This is a genomic window from Lentilactobacillus parakefiri (assembly GCF_002157585.1).
Lineage (GTDB): Bacteria > Bacillota > Bacilli > Lactobacillales > Lactobacillaceae > Lentilactobacillus > Lentilactobacillus parakefiri.
The window spans coordinates 1-18,870 of sequence record NZ_BDGB01000108.1 but is presented as its reverse complement, the minus strand read 5'-3'; the positions used below and the strand labels follow the sequence as shown (position 1 = coordinate 18,870).

General features: G+C 39.8%; 21 protein-coding genes and 2 pseudogenes. 5 read left to right on the top strand and 18 right to left on the bottom strand.

The genetic code is table 11. The features are described 5' to 3' along the window. Window positions 1-70: 70 nt before the first annotated feature. The 11 genes and pseudogenes from LPKJCM_RS11230 to mobQ form a co-directional block, all read right to left on the bottom strand. Window positions 71-328, bottom strand: a pseudogene (locus tag LPKJCM_RS11230) (thioredoxin); the annotation flags it as partial. Further along, a complete protein-coding gene (locus tag LPKJCM_RS11225; protein ID WP_087069655.1) occupies window positions 315-932 on the bottom strand; it encodes a SadB/YajI family lipoprotein in 618 nt (205 codons plus the stop codon). The pseudogene LPKJCM_RS11230 and the gene LPKJCM_RS11225, both read right to left, overlap by 14 nt. 13 nt (window positions 933-945) lie before the next feature. Then, window positions 946-2,100: a phage tail tip lysozyme gene (locus LPKJCM_RS11220; RefSeq protein ID WP_087069654.1), complete on the bottom strand. Its 1,155-nt coding sequence runs from the start codon at window positions 2,098-2,100 to the stop codon at window positions 946-948. Beyond that, entirely contained in the window at window positions 2,101-3,531 is a 1,431-nt protein-coding gene (locus LPKJCM_RS11215; RefSeq protein WP_087069653.1) for a type VII secretion protein EssB/YukC, read from the bottom strand. Then, window positions 3,524-5,542 (bottom strand): VirB4 family type IV secretion system protein, encoded by a 2,019-nt coding sequence (locus LPKJCM_RS11210; RefSeq protein ID WP_087069652.1) that lies wholly within the window; start codon window positions 5,540-5,542, stop codon window positions 3,524-3,526. Before LPKJCM_RS11210 ends, LPKJCM_RS11215 begins: the two co-directional genes overlap by 8 nt. A gap of 11 nt (window positions 5,543-5,553) precedes the next feature. Continuing rightward, window positions 5,554-6,213, bottom strand: coding sequence for a TrsD/TraD family conjugative transfer protein (trsD, locus tag LPKJCM_RS11205; protein WP_087069651.1), 660 nt, complete (start codon window positions 6,211-6,213; stop codon window positions 5,554-5,556). After that, window positions 6,182-6,544: a hypothetical protein gene (locus LPKJCM_RS11200; RefSeq protein WP_003625636.1), complete on the bottom strand. Its 363-nt coding sequence runs from the start codon at window positions 6,542-6,544 to the stop codon at window positions 6,182-6,184. Before LPKJCM_RS11200 ends, trsD begins: the two co-directional genes overlap by 32 nt. A gap of 20 nt (window positions 6,545-6,564) precedes the next feature. Beyond that, entirely contained in the window at window positions 6,565-6,900 is a 336-nt protein-coding gene (locus LPKJCM_RS11195; protein ID WP_087069650.1) for a CagC family type IV secretion system protein, read from the bottom strand. A gap of 1 nt (window position 6,901) precedes the next feature. After that, the gene (locus tag LPKJCM_RS11190) at window positions 6,902-7,516 is read right to left on the bottom strand and encodes a hypothetical protein (RefSeq protein ID WP_087069649.1); all 615 of its coding nucleotides are present in this window, start codon (window positions 7,514-7,516) and stop codon (window positions 6,902-6,904) included. Window positions 7,517-7,529: 13 nt separating this feature from the next. Continuing rightward, window positions 7,530-7,859, bottom strand: coding sequence for a hypothetical protein (locus tag LPKJCM_RS11185; protein WP_014216292.1), 330 nt, complete (start codon window positions 7,857-7,859; stop codon window positions 7,530-7,532). Between the two features lie 82 nt (window positions 7,860-7,941). Beyond that, window positions 7,942-10,002 carry a MobQ family relaxase gene (mobQ, locus tag LPKJCM_RS11180; protein WP_087069648.1) on the bottom strand — a complete coding sequence of 687 codons (2,061 nt, stop codon included), beginning with the start codon at window positions 10,000-10,002 and terminating at the stop codon, window positions 7,942-7,944. A 270-nt stretch (window positions 10,003-10,272) separates the two neighbouring features. Here mobQ and LPKJCM_RS11175 point away from each other — a divergent pair, with 270 nt between their 5' ends. After that, the gene (locus tag LPKJCM_RS11175) at window positions 10,273-10,482 is read left to right on the top strand and encodes a hypothetical protein (protein WP_021816943.1); all 210 of its coding nucleotides are present in this window, start codon (window positions 10,273-10,275) and stop codon (window positions 10,480-10,482) included. 19 nt (window positions 10,483-10,501) lie between these two features. Next, on the top strand, window positions 10,502-10,780 hold the full coding sequence (locus tag LPKJCM_RS11170) for a hypothetical protein (protein ID WP_087069647.1): 279 nt from the start codon (window positions 10,502-10,504) through the stop codon (window positions 10,778-10,780). Between the two features lie 50 nt (window positions 10,781-10,830). Here LPKJCM_RS11170 and LPKJCM_RS11165 read toward each other — a convergent pair. From LPKJCM_RS11165 to LPKJCM_RS11140, 5 genes and pseudogenes are all read right to left on the bottom strand, one after another. Beyond that, window positions 10,831-11,238 (bottom strand): annotated as a pseudogene (locus LPKJCM_RS11165) (zeta toxin family protein); the annotation flags it as partial. A gap of 1 nt (window position 11,239) precedes the next feature. Beyond that, on the bottom strand, window positions 11,240-11,437 hold the full coding sequence (locus tag LPKJCM_RS11160; RefSeq protein WP_054762704.1) for a hypothetical protein: 198 nt from the start codon (window positions 11,435-11,437) through the stop codon (window positions 11,240-11,242). A gap of 155 nt (window positions 11,438-11,592) precedes the next feature. After that, complete coding sequence (locus tag LPKJCM_RS11155; RefSeq protein ID WP_425561690.1) at window positions 11,593-12,693, bottom strand: replication initiator protein A; 1,101 nt, start codon at window positions 12,691-12,693, stop codon at window positions 11,593-11,595. 913 nt (window positions 12,694-13,606) lie between these two features. After that, the gene (locus tag LPKJCM_RS11145) at window positions 13,607-13,810 is read right to left on the bottom strand and encodes a hypothetical protein (RefSeq protein WP_054712561.1); all 204 of its coding nucleotides are present in this window, start codon (window positions 13,808-13,810) and stop codon (window positions 13,607-13,609) included. Window positions 13,811-13,864: 54 nt separating this feature from the next. Next, window positions 13,865-14,650, bottom strand: coding sequence for a ParA family protein (locus tag LPKJCM_RS11140; RefSeq protein ID WP_054712564.1), 786 nt, complete (start codon window positions 14,648-14,650; stop codon window positions 13,865-13,867). A gap of 166 nt (window positions 14,651-14,816) precedes the next feature. On the opposite strand from LPKJCM_RS11140, the gene LPKJCM_RS11135 reads away from it, so the two are divergent. Then, window positions 14,817-14,981, top strand: a complete 165-nt coding sequence (locus LPKJCM_RS11135; RefSeq protein WP_075168959.1) for an MFS transporter — start codon at window positions 14,817-14,819, stop codon at window positions 14,979-14,981. An 87-nt stretch (window positions 14,982-15,068) separates the two neighbouring features. On the opposite strand, the gene LPKJCM_RS11130 is transcribed toward LPKJCM_RS11135, so the two are convergent. Beyond that, window positions 15,069-15,731, bottom strand: coding sequence for a hypothetical protein (locus LPKJCM_RS11130; protein ID WP_225364194.1), 663 nt, complete (start codon window positions 15,729-15,731; stop codon window positions 15,069-15,071). Window positions 15,732-15,875: 144 nt separating this feature from the next. Here LPKJCM_RS11130 and LPKJCM_RS11125 point away from each other — a divergent pair, with 144 nt between their 5' ends. Further along, a complete protein-coding gene (locus LPKJCM_RS11125) occupies window positions 15,876-16,835 on the top strand; it encodes a zinc ribbon domain-containing protein (protein ID WP_057961351.1) in 960 nt (319 codons plus the stop codon). A 20-nt stretch (window positions 16,836-16,855) separates the two neighbouring features. Beyond that, window positions 16,856-18,316, top strand: coding sequence for a zinc ribbon domain-containing protein (locus tag LPKJCM_RS11120; RefSeq protein WP_057961350.1), 1,461 nt, complete (start codon window positions 16,856-16,858; stop codon window positions 18,314-18,316). A 117-nt stretch (window positions 18,317-18,433) separates the two neighbouring features. On the opposite strand, the gene LPKJCM_RS11115 is transcribed toward LPKJCM_RS11120, so the two are convergent. Further along, window positions 18,434-18,688, bottom strand: coding sequence for a hypothetical protein (locus LPKJCM_RS11115; RefSeq protein ID WP_225364193.1), 255 nt, complete (start codon window positions 18,686-18,688; stop codon window positions 18,434-18,436). Between the last annotated feature and the right edge of the window lie 182 nt (window positions 18,689-18,870).

Here is an 18,870-nt window from a genome sequence, read left to right as displayed (position 1 = left end):
AAATGTCTTAATTGGCATACACCAATCGAGATCTTCTTGCTTAATCTACGTCACTAAATTCGTTCAAGTTATTTCTTGCAATCTGCCTGTTAATAAAAACAACGTTATGGCTAATGACGTTGTGCCAATAGATTCGGTGAAAAATAGCTTGGCAATCCGGGCAATCATCGCGATAGAAGAACAACACTTTTTTAGGGTGCTTAGCCAGCGTCACAACTGTTTTCTCTTTCTCAACATGGTTCACATAGCTATGACCTGCAAAGCCTAATACTGCAAGTATCACCACGATCACCGCTAGGGCTTTGCTTACTTTTTTAATCAAGGTCACTCGCTTTAAAACTGTTCCCAAGATTCTGTACATCAGTGATTCGATCCGTGGTGGTATCGAAAGTCACTTGATAAAGTACCGTCGCCTTTTGCCAGTCGTTGTCGCCACTCTTACTTTCGTAACTGACAACGGCCAAGCCTTTCATGTTTTGGCCTTGCTTACTTTGTGTATACAGGTTCAGTTGATTTAACTTAGCTGAAACACTATTACTATCACCATACGTGCCCTTATTTGAAAAGTATTGCTGATATAGCTTGTCGGAAATCAAGTCTTTCACGCCATCTTTACGCTGGCCGTAGGTCTTTGGCTTAAAGTTGTTCATGACCTTAAAGAACTTGGTGACTACCGTATTAAAGCTAAGTTCAGCCTGACTTTTGTCTTTATTATTTTGGTAGGTCTTATAACTGTCAATTTGAGTGCTTAATAACTGCTTTTGTTGGTTGGCTTTAGTCAATTGCTGGTTAACTTGTCGCTTCTGTTTTTGTAAACGACTAATCTGCTGTTGCGCCTGCTTAACTTGGCTATGTTGATAGGCATTCGCCCCTAATGACATGATTAAGATCAAACTACCAATCGCAATATTTAAAACCATGCTGCGTTTCATTTACTCGTCCTCCTTACTTCTTGATTGGCCGAGCTAACGTCACATCGCTACCACTTAGTAAGCTATAAAAGGCGGTGCCAAAGGTGCTTTCGTTAACCTTGTCGCCTACGCCACCTTGTTCAATGATTTTGGTGGCTTTGCCTTGCCATTTATCTAACAGAATGGCGGTATGGCCGTTGTTGCCGGCTCCCATGCCTTGATTAACAATCACAATATCACCGGCTTTCGCATCATTTTCACTGATCTGTTTCAAGTATTGATGGCTGCCTTTGGCGTCACTGGCCATCGTGCCGGTAAACCAGCCCATGTTGGCCGGTACCTTGTAACCAGCTTTATTCAGGGCTAACCAGACAAAACCCGAACAATCAGTTCCGCCAGTTTTGCTGGGATTCTTTAAATCACTGCCTAAATCGGGGCTGGGGTGGGTTTGAACATAGTAGAAATCGCCCTTCATACTTTCTGCGTTTTTGACGATACTACCACCGGAATAGCTCGGGTCACTATCACAACCTAGTTCGGTCAGATTGCCGGAACTTGCATTATCTAACGTATTACCGGCCACGGGATCACTTGCACCCAACACGGAATACCAATGATCGGCATAACCGTATCTTTGGCTTAAATACCATTGTTCCGGGTTCTTACTCATACCCTCGTAATCCATTAACCAGGCTTTGGTCGCTTTATGCACGTCCGTATATTTAAAAATCTGCTTGTTTGACGCATAGTAACTACTGTTCAATTCTTGGTCGAGATAGTCCAACTGCACCCCGAGATTGGTTGCTGATTTGTTTTCTTTGTGGGCTAAGTCCTCCAACTTATCTTTTCGGCCACCTAACCACTGGGCTAAGCCCGTGGCCCCGGAACTGGAATTAACGGACTTGGGATCAAGGCGACTTTCTAGTTGTAAGACCCCCAAGATACCGGCGGCCGCTTGTGGGGTGGCACCATACTTTTGTTTCCAGTGGGCATAGATGTTTTTGGCATTTTCTGTCATGCTCTTACTATCTAACTGTGTTTCTGTAGTGGTTGAGTTATCACAACTGTTTTCTTGCAATTGACCTGTTACTGCCGCAATTAACAAGATGATTAGCAGAATGGCGCCGCCCACAATATAAGCAATCAACTTCCACTTCTTTTTCTTATATTCGAAAGACAGTACTTGCATTTAATCACCCACTTTGTGCTTGGCCTGATCGACTTGTTTTTGCGCTGCTGATTGGTCACTCTGCGCATTCTTTAAGTCCGACTTAGCCGAATCCACCTTCTTATCTTTATCCTTATCTTTATCCTTATCTTTACTGCCATCAATCTTGTTGGCGTCATCTAACTTCTTTTGCGCGTCGCTAACTTCGTTCTTAGCGGCATTGAGACTTAACAGGGCTTTTAAATACTTAGCTTTAGGACTATTCACACCGGCTAATTTGGTTTGGACGGTCTGGGCGTCTTGCGTATCGTTATGGGCTAGGAAGGCTTGTCCCATTCTCAATAAAACATCAGCGTTCGTCGTAAAGGATAATTGGTTATTAAGCGTATTGGTATCATAATTAACAATCGCTTTTTCAAGTTTCAACTGGTCTTTTTGCTTGCTCGTCGCCTTAGTTGGTAACTGCCAATCAGCCACTTGACTGCTATCTTTATTGTCATAAGCTGCATTGACAACCTTATTCAATTGGCTTGGGTCAACCTTCAAGGCTTGCTGGTATTGACGATGCTTTAAAAAGACACTGACTTGCTTAGTTGAAGGATAGCCGGCCCGTTTCATATCTTTTTGCGCTTCTGACCACTTCTGATCATTTAAAGCGGTCTGAATTTGACCGCTATATTTTAATCGTGTGACCTGGGCTTGGTTCTGGTTAGCTAAGCTTTGATATTGCCGTTCGTCACTTTTATGGACTAAACCGACAGCCAAAACGGCCACAATCACCACTCCGGCCACGCTCAACCATAAACGTTGTTTGGTTTTCTGTTGGGCCGTTTCAACTGCCTGCCATTCGTGATAGCTCACAAAATCCTCAATGCCGTTAACCACTTCCGTTAACTCATTTAACGACGTAGCTTTAGCTACTTGTTGTAAATAGTCGTCCGGGTGTTTAGCTAGGGCTTCTTGAGGATTGCTTAGTAGCCGTTCATAGGGTGTCCCCGTCAAACAAAATAGAATCAGCGCTTTGTATTTGGCTAAATTGCTATGCTTGTCATCATAAGGCATGAGTTCATTGGCCCGGTAGGCGTACCAAACATGTTGCATGGGGTAATACCACAGGTTGGCTGGGTTCAACGCAACGTGATACTGGCTATCGTTAACCACATTTTGCGCCATGATTTCCTTGGCAATTGCTGACCGGATTGCTTTATTTTCATGTGGTAATTCCTTTAATGATCTGACCTTATCCGGCAAGGTATAAGTTAAAACAACCTTCTGGTCTTGCTCAACCACGTTAACCAACTGTAAGAAATTGGCATCAGCTTCCTTTAATTCGTTTAGCTCACTCAACTGGTCATATCGAAATTGATTGTGATTAAGCTCTAGGATCAACTTGTTTCCTTGCCGTTTGAATGTCCCAACCTCGATATTCAATAACTGGTTTGGTTTACTCATTTAAAGTCCCTCCTTCCTCCTCGGAGGTAGTTAAAGCGTCAATCTCACTAGGTGTTAAGACCACGCGCTTTTGATAGTCCGGTTGCCCGGCTGTCTCACGGTTGTATTTTTCTTGGTAAGCTTCTGGGTCGATTAGTCGTAGTTCTTCTTCGGTCAACTCGACTTTCATAAAGGCACGTTGGCTACCATAAATCATCAGGGCTTCACCTTGCCTACGGCGTTCTAGTAACTTCTTTTCCTTATCTGAAAAGGTCATGCGTAATTTGGTAATCACATCATCGACACCTTTACCGTCAAGACCAAAGAACACTTTGGTATAGGAGTTCCCAATAATGGCTTCCCCAATGTTCTGCCCAGTATCTGTCGTGCCTTCGATCACATCTTGAATTTGCTGTGTTCCGGCAATCGCCCCGGCATTGTACTTTCTAAACCGCTTGTATGCTTGGTGGAAAAAGGTGGCGGCCGCTTTATGCAAGGTCAAAAAGTGAAATTCATCGACAAACAATTTCTTGCGGCTATGCCGATCTTTGGTAATTTCGTCCCATAGATACTGGAAAGTATTCAGATAAGCCGCTGATTGGACTTCCTGTTCACTTTGTAGGGGCTTTAAATCAAAGGAAATGATTTTCCCTTTTAAGTTAACGTTGGTGTGGCCGTCAAATAGGCTGTTAGAACCATGGGTATAACTACCTAAGATGTAGTAGAAGTCTTTAACCCGATTGAATTTGTCTGCATCCTTATCTGCCAGTTTTTCCAACTCATCATAAACATTGGATAAGGTCGGCCACTGATCGTCTTTAATCTCTTTTAAGCGGCTGTACTTCAAAACGCCACTGTTGACGTAGGCTTGTTTAACGACATCATCAAGGATTGCCAGCTCAACTTGGGTAATCCCAGTTTTGAGGACTTCAAAGAATCCCTTTAATCGCTGGATTTTATCTTTAACTAGTAAATCAAGGTTCGTGACCGCTTCATCAGCGCTTAAGATTTCTTCGGAAAAGATTTGTAGCGGATTAATTTTGTACTTAGCATTAGAAGTTAGGTGCAAGACTGCCCCACCCAGGGCTTCGACAATTTTGGTATATTCATTTTCTGGATCAATAATGTAGATTTGATAGTCTTGAATGGCGTAGCGTAGGATTTTCTGAATCATATAGGTGGTCTTGCCGACCCCCGAGGTCCCGATAATCACTTGATTTTGATTTAGGGTCTTGTTGCGATCCAGCATATCTACGGCAATTAAGCTGTTGGTATCTTTGTTAACCCCTTCAATATCGCTTCTCGGCTTTAAGTCCAGAATTTCAGCGTCATCAAAAGGAAACATGCTGCTGGCGACTTCGGTATTACTCTCTTTATAGGTGTAATCCCCCATGAGGTTCTCGTTAATTGGCATGGTTGACCAAAATGCTTGGAAAGTCGCTTTAACGGGCACCAAGGGCTTCATCTGTAGCTTAATCAAGGTGTTCTTGACGTTCTCGGTTAAGTCATCTAGTTCTGCTAAACTGTTGGCCCGTAGATAAATGAGCATATGTTGGTACACAAATGTGGTAGAATTATCAAGGTATTTATCTAGTTGCATGTTGGCTGAATCAATATAATTTTGCAGAATTTTCTTTTTATACGGGTCGAACGTATTCAGCTTCTGCGCTTCTTTATTTTGAATCGTCTTCTTGTAATAGGTAATCATTGAATTGTTACTGGCGCTGTCGATATATTGCACAATATCGATAACGCCTTTTTTGCGCTTCAATTCTGACAACCAGTTGCCGTAAACCCGCTTGGGATAGTCAGCGATCGCTAACACCCGAATAAAATTCTCGCCCGACTGGACGTAGGTGGGGTACTGTTCCCAGCTGAACGGAAATAGTGAATGCAAGCTATCGCGATCAATCAGCTTGGTAAAATCCTCAACCTCCGCTTTGGGTTTACTACCCGTTTGGTCGCTGTTGCCTTGGTTATGCTCTTTTTTAGTTGGCATAAATAAATCAATGACCTTATCACCAAAACTCATCCTGTTTCCCCCTATCCATTAAAATTGATCAAGTTCTTTAAAATCTCTTGGACTTCTTGACTAGTCAAAACTTTGGCCGTCACATCAAAATCCGTTAACGCATTTTCAATGTCTCGTTTAACCTGTTCGATCTTTTCGTCTAAATGAGTGACGGCTAAGTTTAAGCTTTTAACGCTCTTGTCTTTAATCGGTACCTTAACGATTAGCAGATGTTGCTTAGTTGTCATGTTTTTGGATTCCTGAACCTTAGTAAAGTGGTCCAAATAACTGGCTATGAGTTGGATTTTGAACTGTTGCTCCGGGTGGTCTTTTTGTAAGGCGAGATACCGCCGTTTGAGACCATTGAGATAAGCCGTCATATTGACGGGAATCGTCGGTTCTAAGAACTGTAATGTGTCATCAACGCCTTCACCTAAGGTACTCATGAGAAACGCGCCATAGTCCTCAAAAACGTCCTGTTGTTCGGTTTCATTAAGTAGATCAAGGTTGATCCCACTAACTTCCAAAATGCCAACGAGATTACCCGTTTTGGTAACTTCGTAATTACCATACATACCCAACACCAAGCTCATGTCATCAATGGTCTCTTTGCCACCATTGATTTTAGGCGGTTGGTAATCCCAATCGAGTTTCGCTGATTTATTGGCGGTTTTGCTCTTCTTCAAACGCATTTAGTTCACCTCGCTTCTTCGGTTTTAAATAAAACAGTTTCTGACCATTGGCATAGCGGCGTTTCAACTTAAAGTTATCCCGCACTTTAATATTCTTCCGCGCCGCAACTGGCCGAATTGTTAAAATAGCCATGACAATCGTCATGGCTAAGACAACAATCACTATTTTTATCAGGACTAAGATCAGACCATAGGGTGGGATCGCAATAAAAATTAAGCCCACTAGTCCTGCCAGTCCCGCTACGCCAAAATCCTTCAAGGTGTAGTCTTTCCAGATCCCGTAATCTTTATCTACGTTCTCTGGGAAGATAAATTCTTTTCCTTTCTTCATTTGGCAGGCTCCTTTTTAAATTAAGTGAATAGGCTGTAAACCCAAGGTAATAGCCAGATAATGGCTGCCGCTAAGGCCACTAAACCAGCCACCCGACCAACCGCGTGATAAACTTCAGATTTCTCTCGCGGATCGTCTGCGTCAGGCATTCTTTTGATAATAATAAATAGCGCCACACAAATCCCGACTAAAACGACCAACCCGGTTAAAATACCTTGAATTGTCTTACCAGCTTGGGTGAGCTTACTTTTAACTTCGCCACCGTCCGCCGCCAAAACAACCTGAGCGTTCATCAAGCCCAAATAAATCGCAGTAGCTCCAGTAGTTGCTAACGCTTTTACTTTGTTTAACTTCATGTTATTCCTCCTTTCCATCGTCTTCTGATGTTCGTAATTGAATTTGTTCTGCCTGCGTTTTTTCTGGCTCACGCTGATAGAACTTATCCAGTTGTTCCTCGGCAATTTGCTGGCTTGGTAATGGATCGGTGGCTAAGTTGACGCGGCCGTTTTCACTCGTGGCTAAGTAATACTCTTTTTCTGACTGGCCTAATTCTTGGGTCTCTAAGACATGCAAATTATGTTCGTAACGGTCTAAGGCGTTATCAACTTCTAAGCCATAGAAACCTAAGAAGCCTTCCAGGAAACTCTCACCAAAAAAGGTCATTTCATTTTTAATTTGCTTATATTGATGAGTTGGCTTATCACTAACTAGCTTTTCAGTTTTTTTGGCGTTCTTGCTGTCTTGATGACGATTAAACCAACTACTGATTTTTAATGGGTCGGTCTTAATCTGACGCTTAACGGTATTTTTGATTAATGCTTTCCGTACCTCGTCAATTGGTTTACCTTCCTGTTTCAATCGGTCTTGTAACTTGTCTTGATCCGCCAATTCTTGTTCGTCTTTAACCACGATAGCTTTCTGGCCATTATGAATTAGCTTGCCATTAATGCCCTGCCAGCTTTCTACTTTCATTGGATCACCTCCTTTAAATCAATCGGGATAATTGTTCTCTGGACGTTCCCCTATCCCGCCCTGTAAAATGGATTATTAGGAGGGTGACACCTAGAAGGCGTATTTCTAGGTGCTGATCCCCGTTAGCAACTCTACTGCTGACGAGGACGCCCTCTTTTTTTATATGCTTCTTAATCCACTCTATCCCTTCATCAGATATTAACTTGCTTTTCCCAGAACCAAGCATTAATTCTTCCGGAAACTCTTCTCTATGTCTGCTCAACCAAGCACTAACATAGTTGCGCCCATGTCCTAATTCACGACTTGCTTGTGCTAAACTATGCCATTTTTGTTTGTTTGCCACATGCGGATTCTCCTTTCTTTATTTTAGCTTTAGTTTAGCACATAAATAGGTGCATTGATACCATTTAATTATTACATTTATCTTACAAGTGCATACCACCGTCTTCATGCCGGTTCCGGGTTTGGTGTTGCCGTTGCTTTTTCGTCATTTCCCACTCAGTCTCCTTTAAACCTTGCGCCTGTTTTTGCCGTTGGTAATCTTCATCACGAGCATATAGAACAGTCATGATCGCATCACTAAAGGCCGTCTTTAAGTAATAGTCTGGACTAACTGGCTTATAATTTAGCGGTTGATAATGCCCCATATTTGCTTTTCTGTACTGGTCGTCCTTGGCTTGTTGCCCTTTTAACTGCTTTTGGATTTTCTCGATCTGACTGTTCTTAATCGTCGGATCGGCTTTGCATTCGCCAAAAAAGAGTTGTTTAGTGCCATCATGCTTTAAAACCCGTTGTAAGTGATGATTTTCTAACTGATCTAAGCTCAGCTGTCCCGATAAATAAGCTAGTCCTTGTTGATGTTCTTGGGGACTGAACACCTGTGGTGGATTTGCTTGCCACTGTTCAATTGTTTCAGCCTGACATGGCTTTAAAACAGGATCATAGTACATCACGGCTGTATAGGCTTGTTCCTGTTTAATCATTGGTAATTCATTAAAATTGCCGTTAGGAAAGGCTCTTCTTAAAACTTCCTGGTATTGCGTTTTAATGACTTGCTTAACGGCCATGATTGCCCGTAGGTCTTTGACTGCTCGAGTAATCTTTTGCTGCTCGGTTGGTGAATACTTTTCTAGTAGACCTTGATCAACGTGTTCTAGACTTTCTAAGCTATCATCATGAATCATCAGCGTATATTTAAGCTCGATTTTGACTTCCTTTTCTTGTTGCATTAATAACTTAAAACCAACGTATGGCCGCTTAGTAAAGGTCAATAATTGTTGGGTCAACAAATCATCACGAATATTCATTAAACGTTCGTTTAATTCACTACCCTTGAAAACTGTTTGTTCGCTATCGGTTTCCTTAATTAATTCTCGTCTTTCAGCTTGCGTGGTCTGTTCAAAATTAAGCTCTGGATAAAGTTTTTTCGTAGTGCGATCAACTACTTTATTTAAGAGTTCATCTGCTTTTTTGAGTGAGCTTTCTTGTTGGTTAATTGTCAATAATTGTTTAGTCACATCTTCACCAACCGCATGTTTAATTAAGGCGCTGTTTTTCCAATTAAATAGCATGCGCCGCTTATCATCTAAGTTCTCCAAACTGATATAAGTTTTCAGTTCATGGCTTAACTCTTTGACTACCCGTTTTTCATTAAACGAGAAGTGTTTACTTAGGCTATCTAAATGACCTCTATTGATTACTTTTTCTTGGTTATTTTTATAACTGGCTTTGGCCTTGCGATAGTCCTTAACTTGTTGGTTAAATTCTTTTCTTTCATGCCGCTTACTATTGATTCCCTCATGTTGAGTTGGAACTTCATTTATTCCTTGATCTTCAAAGGATTTTTCACTGATCCGATCGGGAATATTTTTTTGCTCTAAAACTTGATTTACACTAACCGCCCAATTGTGCCGCCATTCAGTTATTTTTTCTTTTTTATCCCAATCAACCAACCAAATTTTTCGGTTTCTCACATTCCCTGCAGGGGTCTTAGTTTTATTACCATGACTATCTAAAATGTATTCGGTTTTTGTTTTCTGTCCCCAAGTACCATCGGGGTTAAATGGGCGATTGGTTAACATCACATGAGCGTGCGGATTATCTGGGTGGTCGCGATGAATTGCCACGTCGGCTACCATGCCCTCATCAACAAAATTTTCTTGCACATATTTTGTCAGTAATTCTTTCTGTTCGGATTCACTTAATTCTACCGGTAAAGCCACGTTAAACTCTTTTGCATACCGTGAGTTTGATTTACGATCTTTCGTTTCAACTTCATTCCACAACTGCTCTCGATCACTGGCCCATTCTGGTGCATTTTTGGGGGTTAAAATAAAGCTTTCTGGCATAACCGAGCGGGCATAAAAATAGTGGCGACCTTCCTTATCATCAAATAGCTTTTCACCACTTCGATAAGCGGCACTGGCAATCGCACTTCGTCCTTTACCAGCACTAATATTACTAAAACTCATGTGAAAAATTGCCATGTCGGTCTTCACCTTTCTTTGGGTTTATGGGTTTGAATTTGTTGTCGCCATCGGCGACTTCTAATACAGGTTTTAATGGGTTTAGCACAACGTCATCTTTGATGACGTGTAAGTGCGCATTGACCTCGTTTCACTCGGCCTGCTGATTCCCCTAAATTTACTTATAGTGTATGCCTTCCGCTTCGCTATTTCAACTTTTATCCTTTGACTTAACGTTCTCTGTATGATATAGTGTCGGTGATTATTTTTAATACGATTGGAGGGATCATTATGTCTCAAAGTAACTTAGAAAAACAAGAAGCCAAATTAAAACAGCTTAATCAAAAGATTAAAGCTGAAAAAAATAAAATTGAACAAAATCTCGGTAAGCAAATCATTAGATCAGCCAATTTGGATTATGGGACACTTACCACTCCACAGATTAAAATGATTGCTAAAAAAGTTGCCGCCTTTTTAAATCAAGCTCAAAATAACCGATAATAGTTAGGTGGTAATGACTATGCCTAATCAATATGAAAAACTAGTTGAGCAACAAGCGCGTTTAAAACAAAAAATTGAGCGAGAAGATTTTAAATTACGGCAATCTAAATACTACGAAAATCGGCAAGCCCGCAAAGCCCGTTCTCGCCGATTAATTCAAAAAGGGGCTTTGCTCGAAAAATACTTTCAAGCTGATAACCTATCGGTCGAACAAGCCGAAGAACTTTTAAAAATATTTGCCAATTACGTTAATGCCCATAAACCGGACAAATTCAAAAACGATCAACCTAATAACTAGGCCGATCGTTTTTATTTTCTGAATCATTAATGGGATTTCTAATTTTTAAATTTAACATCTTCATCTGGTACACCGTGCCCACCCTTTTTGACCCGCTCATGAACCCGATTAATTGCGACTTTTTCGTTTTTTAAAGCCACATATAAAAGTGTTACTTCAAAACCATTTTGGTGAGCCCGATCGATTAAATTTAATTGTGCCTTTCCTTGGCCAGCCAAGGTTGTTTCAACATGAATACTCTGCCCGGTATCTAAAGCCGCGTGGAGTTGTTTTATTTCTTCGCGCATTGCCCTAAAGTTATCACGATCTTTATGCCAATCGCCACCCATTTTTTGTAGGATTTCATCGGCATTTAATCGTTTGGAGTGAGTAAATAATTCGGGTCTCGCGCGATATAAAGTGCTTTTACCAGCGCCGTTTATACCAGCTACGATGAGGTATCTTTTTAGCTCACTCATGTTAAATCACGAAATGCTTTTCGTTGATAATTTGCTCTTGGCGTTTATCTAAGAGGTAAGTGTGTAACGCGTCAAACAGCTTACGTTTATCAGGATCTGGATTATATGCCGCTTGTTCCCAAATGTCTTGAATATTGACTGCCCAGGGGTCAGCCAACAATTGATCAATTGTTTCGATTTCTTTGCTGGGTTTGGTCATTTAAAAAGCTCCTATCCCGTTTTTCTAGCTCAGCTATCGTCAATTTGGCCACTTAAGGCACCTATTTTTACTTCTAAGCGATTTTAAAGCAGTTTTAATATAATTATGCATGTAACACTTAAAACGGCTTAAATGAGTCCATATGACGTTTGATTTCAAGAACGCTCATTGTCAGTGTTCTGTTCTCCGGGGTGTTTGGCCGCATATTCTCTAGCCGCTTGTTTATTCCACCAAACGCCAAATAGGTTTTGCATGGTGCCGTACAAGTAGTTTTCCACGTTCTTGATATGCTTTTCATTGCTTCTTAGGGCGTTAAAGTAGCGTCTCAAGGCTTTAGTCATCAAAGGTTTTAGTTCTTCGTCGTCAAGCGGGATTATGACGCCAATATCTTGATGATCCTTTTCAACTCGGTACTTAGCATTTAAAATAATGCCAATAAAACGATGCATTTGTTGCGGGGTGCGGCACCAGAAACTAAGTAATTGTACGGCTTCGGGTTCTAAGAAAACGGGTAAGCCACTATCATCATCAGTTAAGAAGTCATTAGCATGATTTATGAGATCATGGTTTTGCTTTTCTAGTTCTGCTGGTGAGAAATTGGCTGTGGAAAAGTCCAACTTTTGAGTATCTATATTGTATCTATTAGTATCTAAGCTTCTAGGTTCTTTATATAGATCGTGTCCGTTTTTCGGAAGTCTGCTTGTATCAAGGGATTGGGATATGTTACCAACGGTCTCATGCTGATTTCCGTTTTTCGGAAGTCTGCTTGTATCAAGGGATTCAACGGTCTCATGCTGATTTCCGTTTTTCGGAAGTCTGCTCGTATCAAGGGATTGGGAGCTATTTAGATTCTTTTCTCTTAAATAAACATCTTTTTCATTAACTTTTAATTCCGCTAAATACAATCGGTTGGGTAATTGGCGGCCGGCTTTTGGTTGAAAACCCATTCTTTTCTGCATTAATAAATGAGCACCTTCAAGCTCTTTTTTAATTTTTGCAATTTTTGTATTTGAGCAGTCAAATAGTTTTTTTAATTCTTCGTTTGTGAAGACAAAATAAACATTGTCATTTTCGTCAACCCAGTTATTTCGTAATGAATATTCTAGCCGATCTTTGAGAACCATGTAAGCCAGTTTAGTATCACTACTTAGGTGTTTATATTTTTCTCCGTACATTAGTACCTTGGGAAATTGAAAAAATAAAGTTCCATAAACGTTATCTTTTTTATAAAAATCAAAATTTGCTTGATCCATCATAAAAACTCCCTTCTTGACTGACACCTGCTGTCCCAAAAGAGAGTTGCCAAAACATTTGATTTGCTTTAAAATACAAATCTGATATGCTTTAACTAAGTTACAAAGCGTACATTTGGTAGTGATGGCTTTGCAATTTCATCAGCATGTGTCTGTTTGTGAGTTGCCCAACCGGCAACTTTTTTAATTTATAGCAACTAAACAAAAATGGACTAGGCAGCTTCTGTTGGCTACTTAGTCCATTGGATTTAATTTGTTTTTTAACTATCCTTAACTTGTCCTTTTGGACCGGTTTGCGGTATAATTAACCTACAAATTAAGAACAATATTCAGTTGATTTTTACTTGGCGGTCTAAATCGACTGAATCTAAGTAGCTGTCAGATAGCTACTTGCTAAACCTGAAGTCCCTGATTCCTCGTGAATTGGGGACTTTTTTCTGTTTAGCTTGATCTTTTATTCGGTTGTCATATTAATCTTAGTCTAGCATAGCGCTTACCCGCCGGCAACTTTATTTGGTCTTGTACACTTTGCCTACTTTGGGTTTGAACCAATAAGAGCCGGAAGATATCAGTAAATATTCGAATAATATAAATGCCTCTGGGTGTTTAAGAAAGTATTCGTTGAAAGCACTGAAAATCAAAAGCATGATCGGTCCGCATAAATAAGTAATAAACAAGGATATCATTTGTAATATACGGATAACTGATCGACGATTACCACTCCATTTTTCAAATAGTACTTGTAACCATTATTGTAACGGGAATAATCATTGTCTAAAAAAGAAACGATTGCCTATTTTATGTCTCTTCAAAATGCCGATAACGGGAAATAGCCAAAAAATAATAATACAAGCAACAAGGAATATCTCGTTCATTGTAGTTTCCATGATTTTACCCCTTTTTCAATTAGCGAAAATCAAAGATTAAATTCTTTTTTTAGCAGTTTCTCTAAATATCTGGAAGCTGTTAATTCTTTCTCTTTTGCACGTCTAGTTAGTTCATTAGCAATATCTTGCTTCAAAGTATAAGATTTTGAAATTCTAGGTGCAGTTGGTTCATTTTTAGCAGGTTTGCTGCTCATACTATTTTTTAGTTGATTCATTTTATCTTCAAATGCCATTATACTAGTCCTTTCTGTCTCATAATATGATATAGCATGACATATCATATTACGCTATTGCTTCGCAAAGGTTTCAAAGATATTGTCGATATTTTCGAAAAATTCTTTGGCCCTTTGTGTTGAATTGTTTTCTTGCTCCATCTTAATCAGCGGTTTGTGATTAAGAGTTGTTTTATTGAATATTTCTCTTTCAGGAATTAGTGCAATTGTCCGCGGGTCTTTTTTCATTTGTTCTACAAACTCATGAGATGACTTAGTATTATGTTTTATCCGGTTTCCAATGAATTTAAGTTCCGCTGTGACAAAACTTTGTCGAGTTTCGACATTAATTACATCTTGTTTCAATTGTTTCATTCTTAATTCCAAATTACTTTTTGAAATAAAACCGTATTCACTTGGTTCAATTGGGCTGAAAACGAAATCAGAAATTACAATCATATTTTGTGTGATAGTTGAAAAATCAGGATGCGTATCTATCAATACATAATTGAATTTTTTTAGTTCATTATAGTTATCTGAAAACCACATGTACATTAATAATTCTTTGTTTGCTCTAGTTTGAAGATCATTGTTAATTGTATCTAGATTCATAGAAGCAGGGATAATTGACAGATTCTTGTGTAACTCAATAATTTCTACTTTTTCATTATCTTTTGTAAAAACATTAGCTAAGGTATCATGATCTTTATAAATATCATAAGTTTGGGTCAAACTACACTGGTGATCACTATCAATCATCAAAACATTGTAACCCTTACTAGATAACCATTCACCATAATTGAAAGTTAAAGTTGTTTTTCCAACTCCGCCCTTAATGGCTGAAAAAGTAATTATTTTCATAGTGTGCCTCCTTATTTGCAAGTAAATAATAGCATATTATGAAATAGCATGCAACAATATATCATGATATGATATATTGTTGCATGCTATTTCATGGAAATAAGATTATGCGAGTAATCAACAAATAAATCAAGGCCCACACAAATTGCTGGTTGGTCTCAAGCAAATGGCACAAAAAGAAGCTTTAATGAATTCTATGGGAAAAATTAAGCATGCTAAAAAGCGACAAATCAGTCATGCCTTTAGTCATACTTATTTGGTAGGAGCGGTGATTATTTTAATTCTTTCACCGATTGCTTTATTAACAGATCGTAAGCAATTTAAAAGTTGAATTAAGCTAGCCAGTATCTTAATTCAATGCGGATTACTAGCTAAATCTAAGAGGGTATTTCGAATGAGATACCCTCTTAGAAGCTGTCTAAAATCTCTTAAGTAATAGTGCTAATAACTGATTCAACCACCGCTTGGTTGGCTCATCAGGAGCCGTGCTGACGTCAAACGGAATTGGTTCAAACATTGCGGCAACCTGATCCCAATCAATGGCGGTGCCACTCATTAAACCGGCTGTCAGCTCATTAACCTGCTCAGGTTTAATTAAACTCATCATTGCGGGATTGCCGCCCAATGTATTTAAAAGTGAATTTGCGGCCAGCTGCCGAACGACAATTTTAGATAATTGATCATCCGTAAGAAGATCACTCACAATCACGCGATCCGCTAGTGGTACGGCTGGCACTTCTCGTTTAATGAACTTTTGAAATTTTTCCCAGTGTTGAACAATTTGTTTATAAAACTGATAAGGGACCCGTACGTTGATCCTTTGAAAAACGGTCACTGCCATCTTTGACATTGACCATGGGCTGTCCGTTCCACCCGTTTTAATCCAAGCCATCAAAAAGCGCTGCATTGTTTCCTTATCGACCGGGCGAAGCTTTGATTTCATCGTGAGCCCATAGCGGACTAACAGAAAAGCCTGAAATTTGTCAGCCGTGATCACCCGGCTATTCTGTTGTTGATGCCGCTTTTGAATTGCTTTAATTTGCTTTAATCGACTGGATTTTGCAAATTTTCCCTGTTTCACCAAACTATCACCATCGTTTTCCAATATTTTAAAACGAGACCCACTTAATTCATAATTGGTTAACAATTCACTTAATAAATATATTATAATAAATCGTAACGACTATTTTCATTAACTAAAGATACATGAAAGGAAGCTTTTATTATGAAAGTATGTCCAAATTGTCAAAAGGAGAATCTTGCGGATGCTAAGTTCTGTGTCTACTGCGGCTTTAACCTCATAAATGTTTCAGCAGCCAGCTCATACTCTAGTACCCCACAATCACCGGTGCCGGATTCACAAACAACTAAAGTGAACTCGACCGCCGCTGATTCAAAAGCCAATCCTAACCAATCAGCAGCCTTCAGCACCAACCAGGATAACAATCAGCAACAAGCAAATTCAACTGGTAGTCAGGCAACTGCTGATGCAACTCAGACCAATACCCGATACGCAGCAACTAATCACTTATTCAACTCTTTCCTACGTTACATAAAGGAATCTCTAATTAACCCTAATAATAACATTGAAGCACCCCATTATGGTGGTTTAATGTCGATCGGGCTCTACGTTGTCATTATGTTAATCATGTTTGGCGTCTTTTCCAGAAGAATTGTCGGTGCCATTGAAAATAGTGCCGGCAACGATCTGTCTTCACAAGTTGTCAGTTCCGTAACCGAACCAATTGCTTCAAATATTATGGCAATTTCAGGAATTTTAATTATTTCATTAGCTGCTTATCTCATCATTGCATATGCCGTTCGTCGTCTCATGCTCAACGACAATATCGCTTTTTTAGACTTCACAGATTTATTCGGTATTTATTTGAATATTAGTTCAGTGCTGTTATTAGCAACATTCGTGCTATCATTATTTGTTAGTGTCGCCGCATCAGCATTTTTGCTTTTTCTGATTCTTGCCTTATTTGGTCTCAGCCAAGTTGTCATTAACTACGGCGTTGTGATGGTCCTAAAAGACGTTCAGGGAAAATTCAACACTTTTTATTCAATGCTGGTTGCTGAAATTCTCCCTGCCATCGTCATTTACCTCATCTCGATGCAGTACCTCAACGACATGGTGACCAATTTAGCCAATACGCTGCAAAACACATTTTCCGGCTATTAAATTGAGTGGAGGAATAAAAAATGGATAATCAAAAATTCTTCTGTCCCAATTGTGGAAAGCCGATCAGTAAAAGCGATATTTTTTGTCCGGAATGCGGCTTCAACGTTAAAAAATATTTGGCTGGTCTCCAGGCTAAATCAACGAATCATTCTAATAATGATCCTCAGCGGCCAACTCAATCAGCACCAACTCAGCCGTCGTCATCAGCTGAACCGACTGCAAGCCCTGAGCAGCCGCACCGTCGGACACCACGGCAGGCAATGAAGCCTTGGCAGGTCATTTCAGTGGTGGTCGTTTTTATTATACTTATCGGTGGCTATCTTTTTCTAAATCATTACTATGGCAAAACTGCCACAGCTGATCGTTTGGTTACAGCTATTAAGCAGGATGAAGGTAAAACCGTGGCATCGTTGGTTAAAAGTAACGACCCAAGTTTTAAAATCACGTCATCTTCAGTTGAACCACTGATTACTTATTATAGTCAAAATAAGGATCAGTTAGCAAAGCTGAAAGGGCAACTAACCAGTACCGGCTATGTGAACGATCATTTGGCCTTTGTCAATTCCGGTCATAAATTCTTGCTGTTCGATAACTACCAGCTCAAGTTCAAAACAATCTATCCAGAAATTCAAACAAATCGCGCCGGTGCAAAGCTAAAAGTAAATGGAAAAGTTCTCTCAAATAAAATTGGGACAACCAATCCAAAAAAGATTGGTCCATGCATGCCTGGCGAATACACCGTCCAAACTTCCGATACGGTTAATGGCCACAAATTGGTTAACAATGGCAAATACGCTTGGATTGACCCAACTAGTGATGACGAAAATATCTCATTAGATTTACAAACCATCTCTTACACCATTAAAGGACAGGCTGGTTCAACCGTCTTTTTAAGTGGTAAAAAAATTGGCACTCTGAATAAGAGCGGATTTTACGACATTAAAGAATATCCATTCAGTCAGGATATGACCGTCCAACTTTCAATGAAAACTGCCTCCGGAAAAGTCGTCAATTCCGACAAGACTAAAATTGATATGTCCATGGATGGATCAACTGTCACACCAGTGTTCTCCGGTTTTGCCAGTACAGATGATGTCAGTGATTTAATCAATAACATCTGGGGTGACATTAGTGACGGTACCGTTACTGACGCGGACTCTGCCAACGATGATGATTTTGACGATTACTTTACTGGCGGCAGCACATCCATTATTTACCAGGACTTACTCAAAATGGTTGACTCTTATCAAAAGAATGATCATATTGATGACTACGAAATGGAACCAACCATCAAGAAGGTTGTGCCTTACGATACTGGTCAAACCATGGTTACCTACGATATTAAATATACCTTTGATAACGGCAGCCATGATCACATTCAAGTCTTTGAGTATGAAGCAATCATCCAAAAATCTGGTGATAATTATAAGATGAAGACAAACCGACTTACGAACAAAGTTTCCGACTACGATAAAGACTAGGAAACAGAGTGGGCCAGCAAGCGGTTAGACCCCAGAATATAAGCGCCTTAATCCAATTCTCCTAGAGCACATGGAAAGTTGAATCAAGGAGCTTATTTTTGCATAATCAAACAAGAGTCAATTAACTTTTTGTCCCGGCAGATCAGCGTGTGTCTCAATCGCAAAGTTATTATAGCTGATCAACCGTTGATCGCTGCCATAAATAACGGTGACATGTGCATTATTCGGTTCAACCTTTCCTGGACGCTGGTAACGAACAACCATCGCCCGTTCGTGGTTTCGTTGACGCTGATCAGCCGTAACTGCTTTAAATCCTTCAGGAATAATCAAATCATGATTGGGTTTATCAAAAATCTTGACATAATTTGTCATAAAAACGGTAGATTGTAAAATTAATCCGAACGCTGTTCGGACAAAAAAGATCAGCTTCCTTTAAAATGGTGTTTATCACAAACCCATCTTTTAGGAGCTGATCTTTTGTCTAGTATAACCTATTCCGAACGAATTAAAATCGAAACCTTTTGTGAACTAGGGCTGTCCAATATCCAAATGGG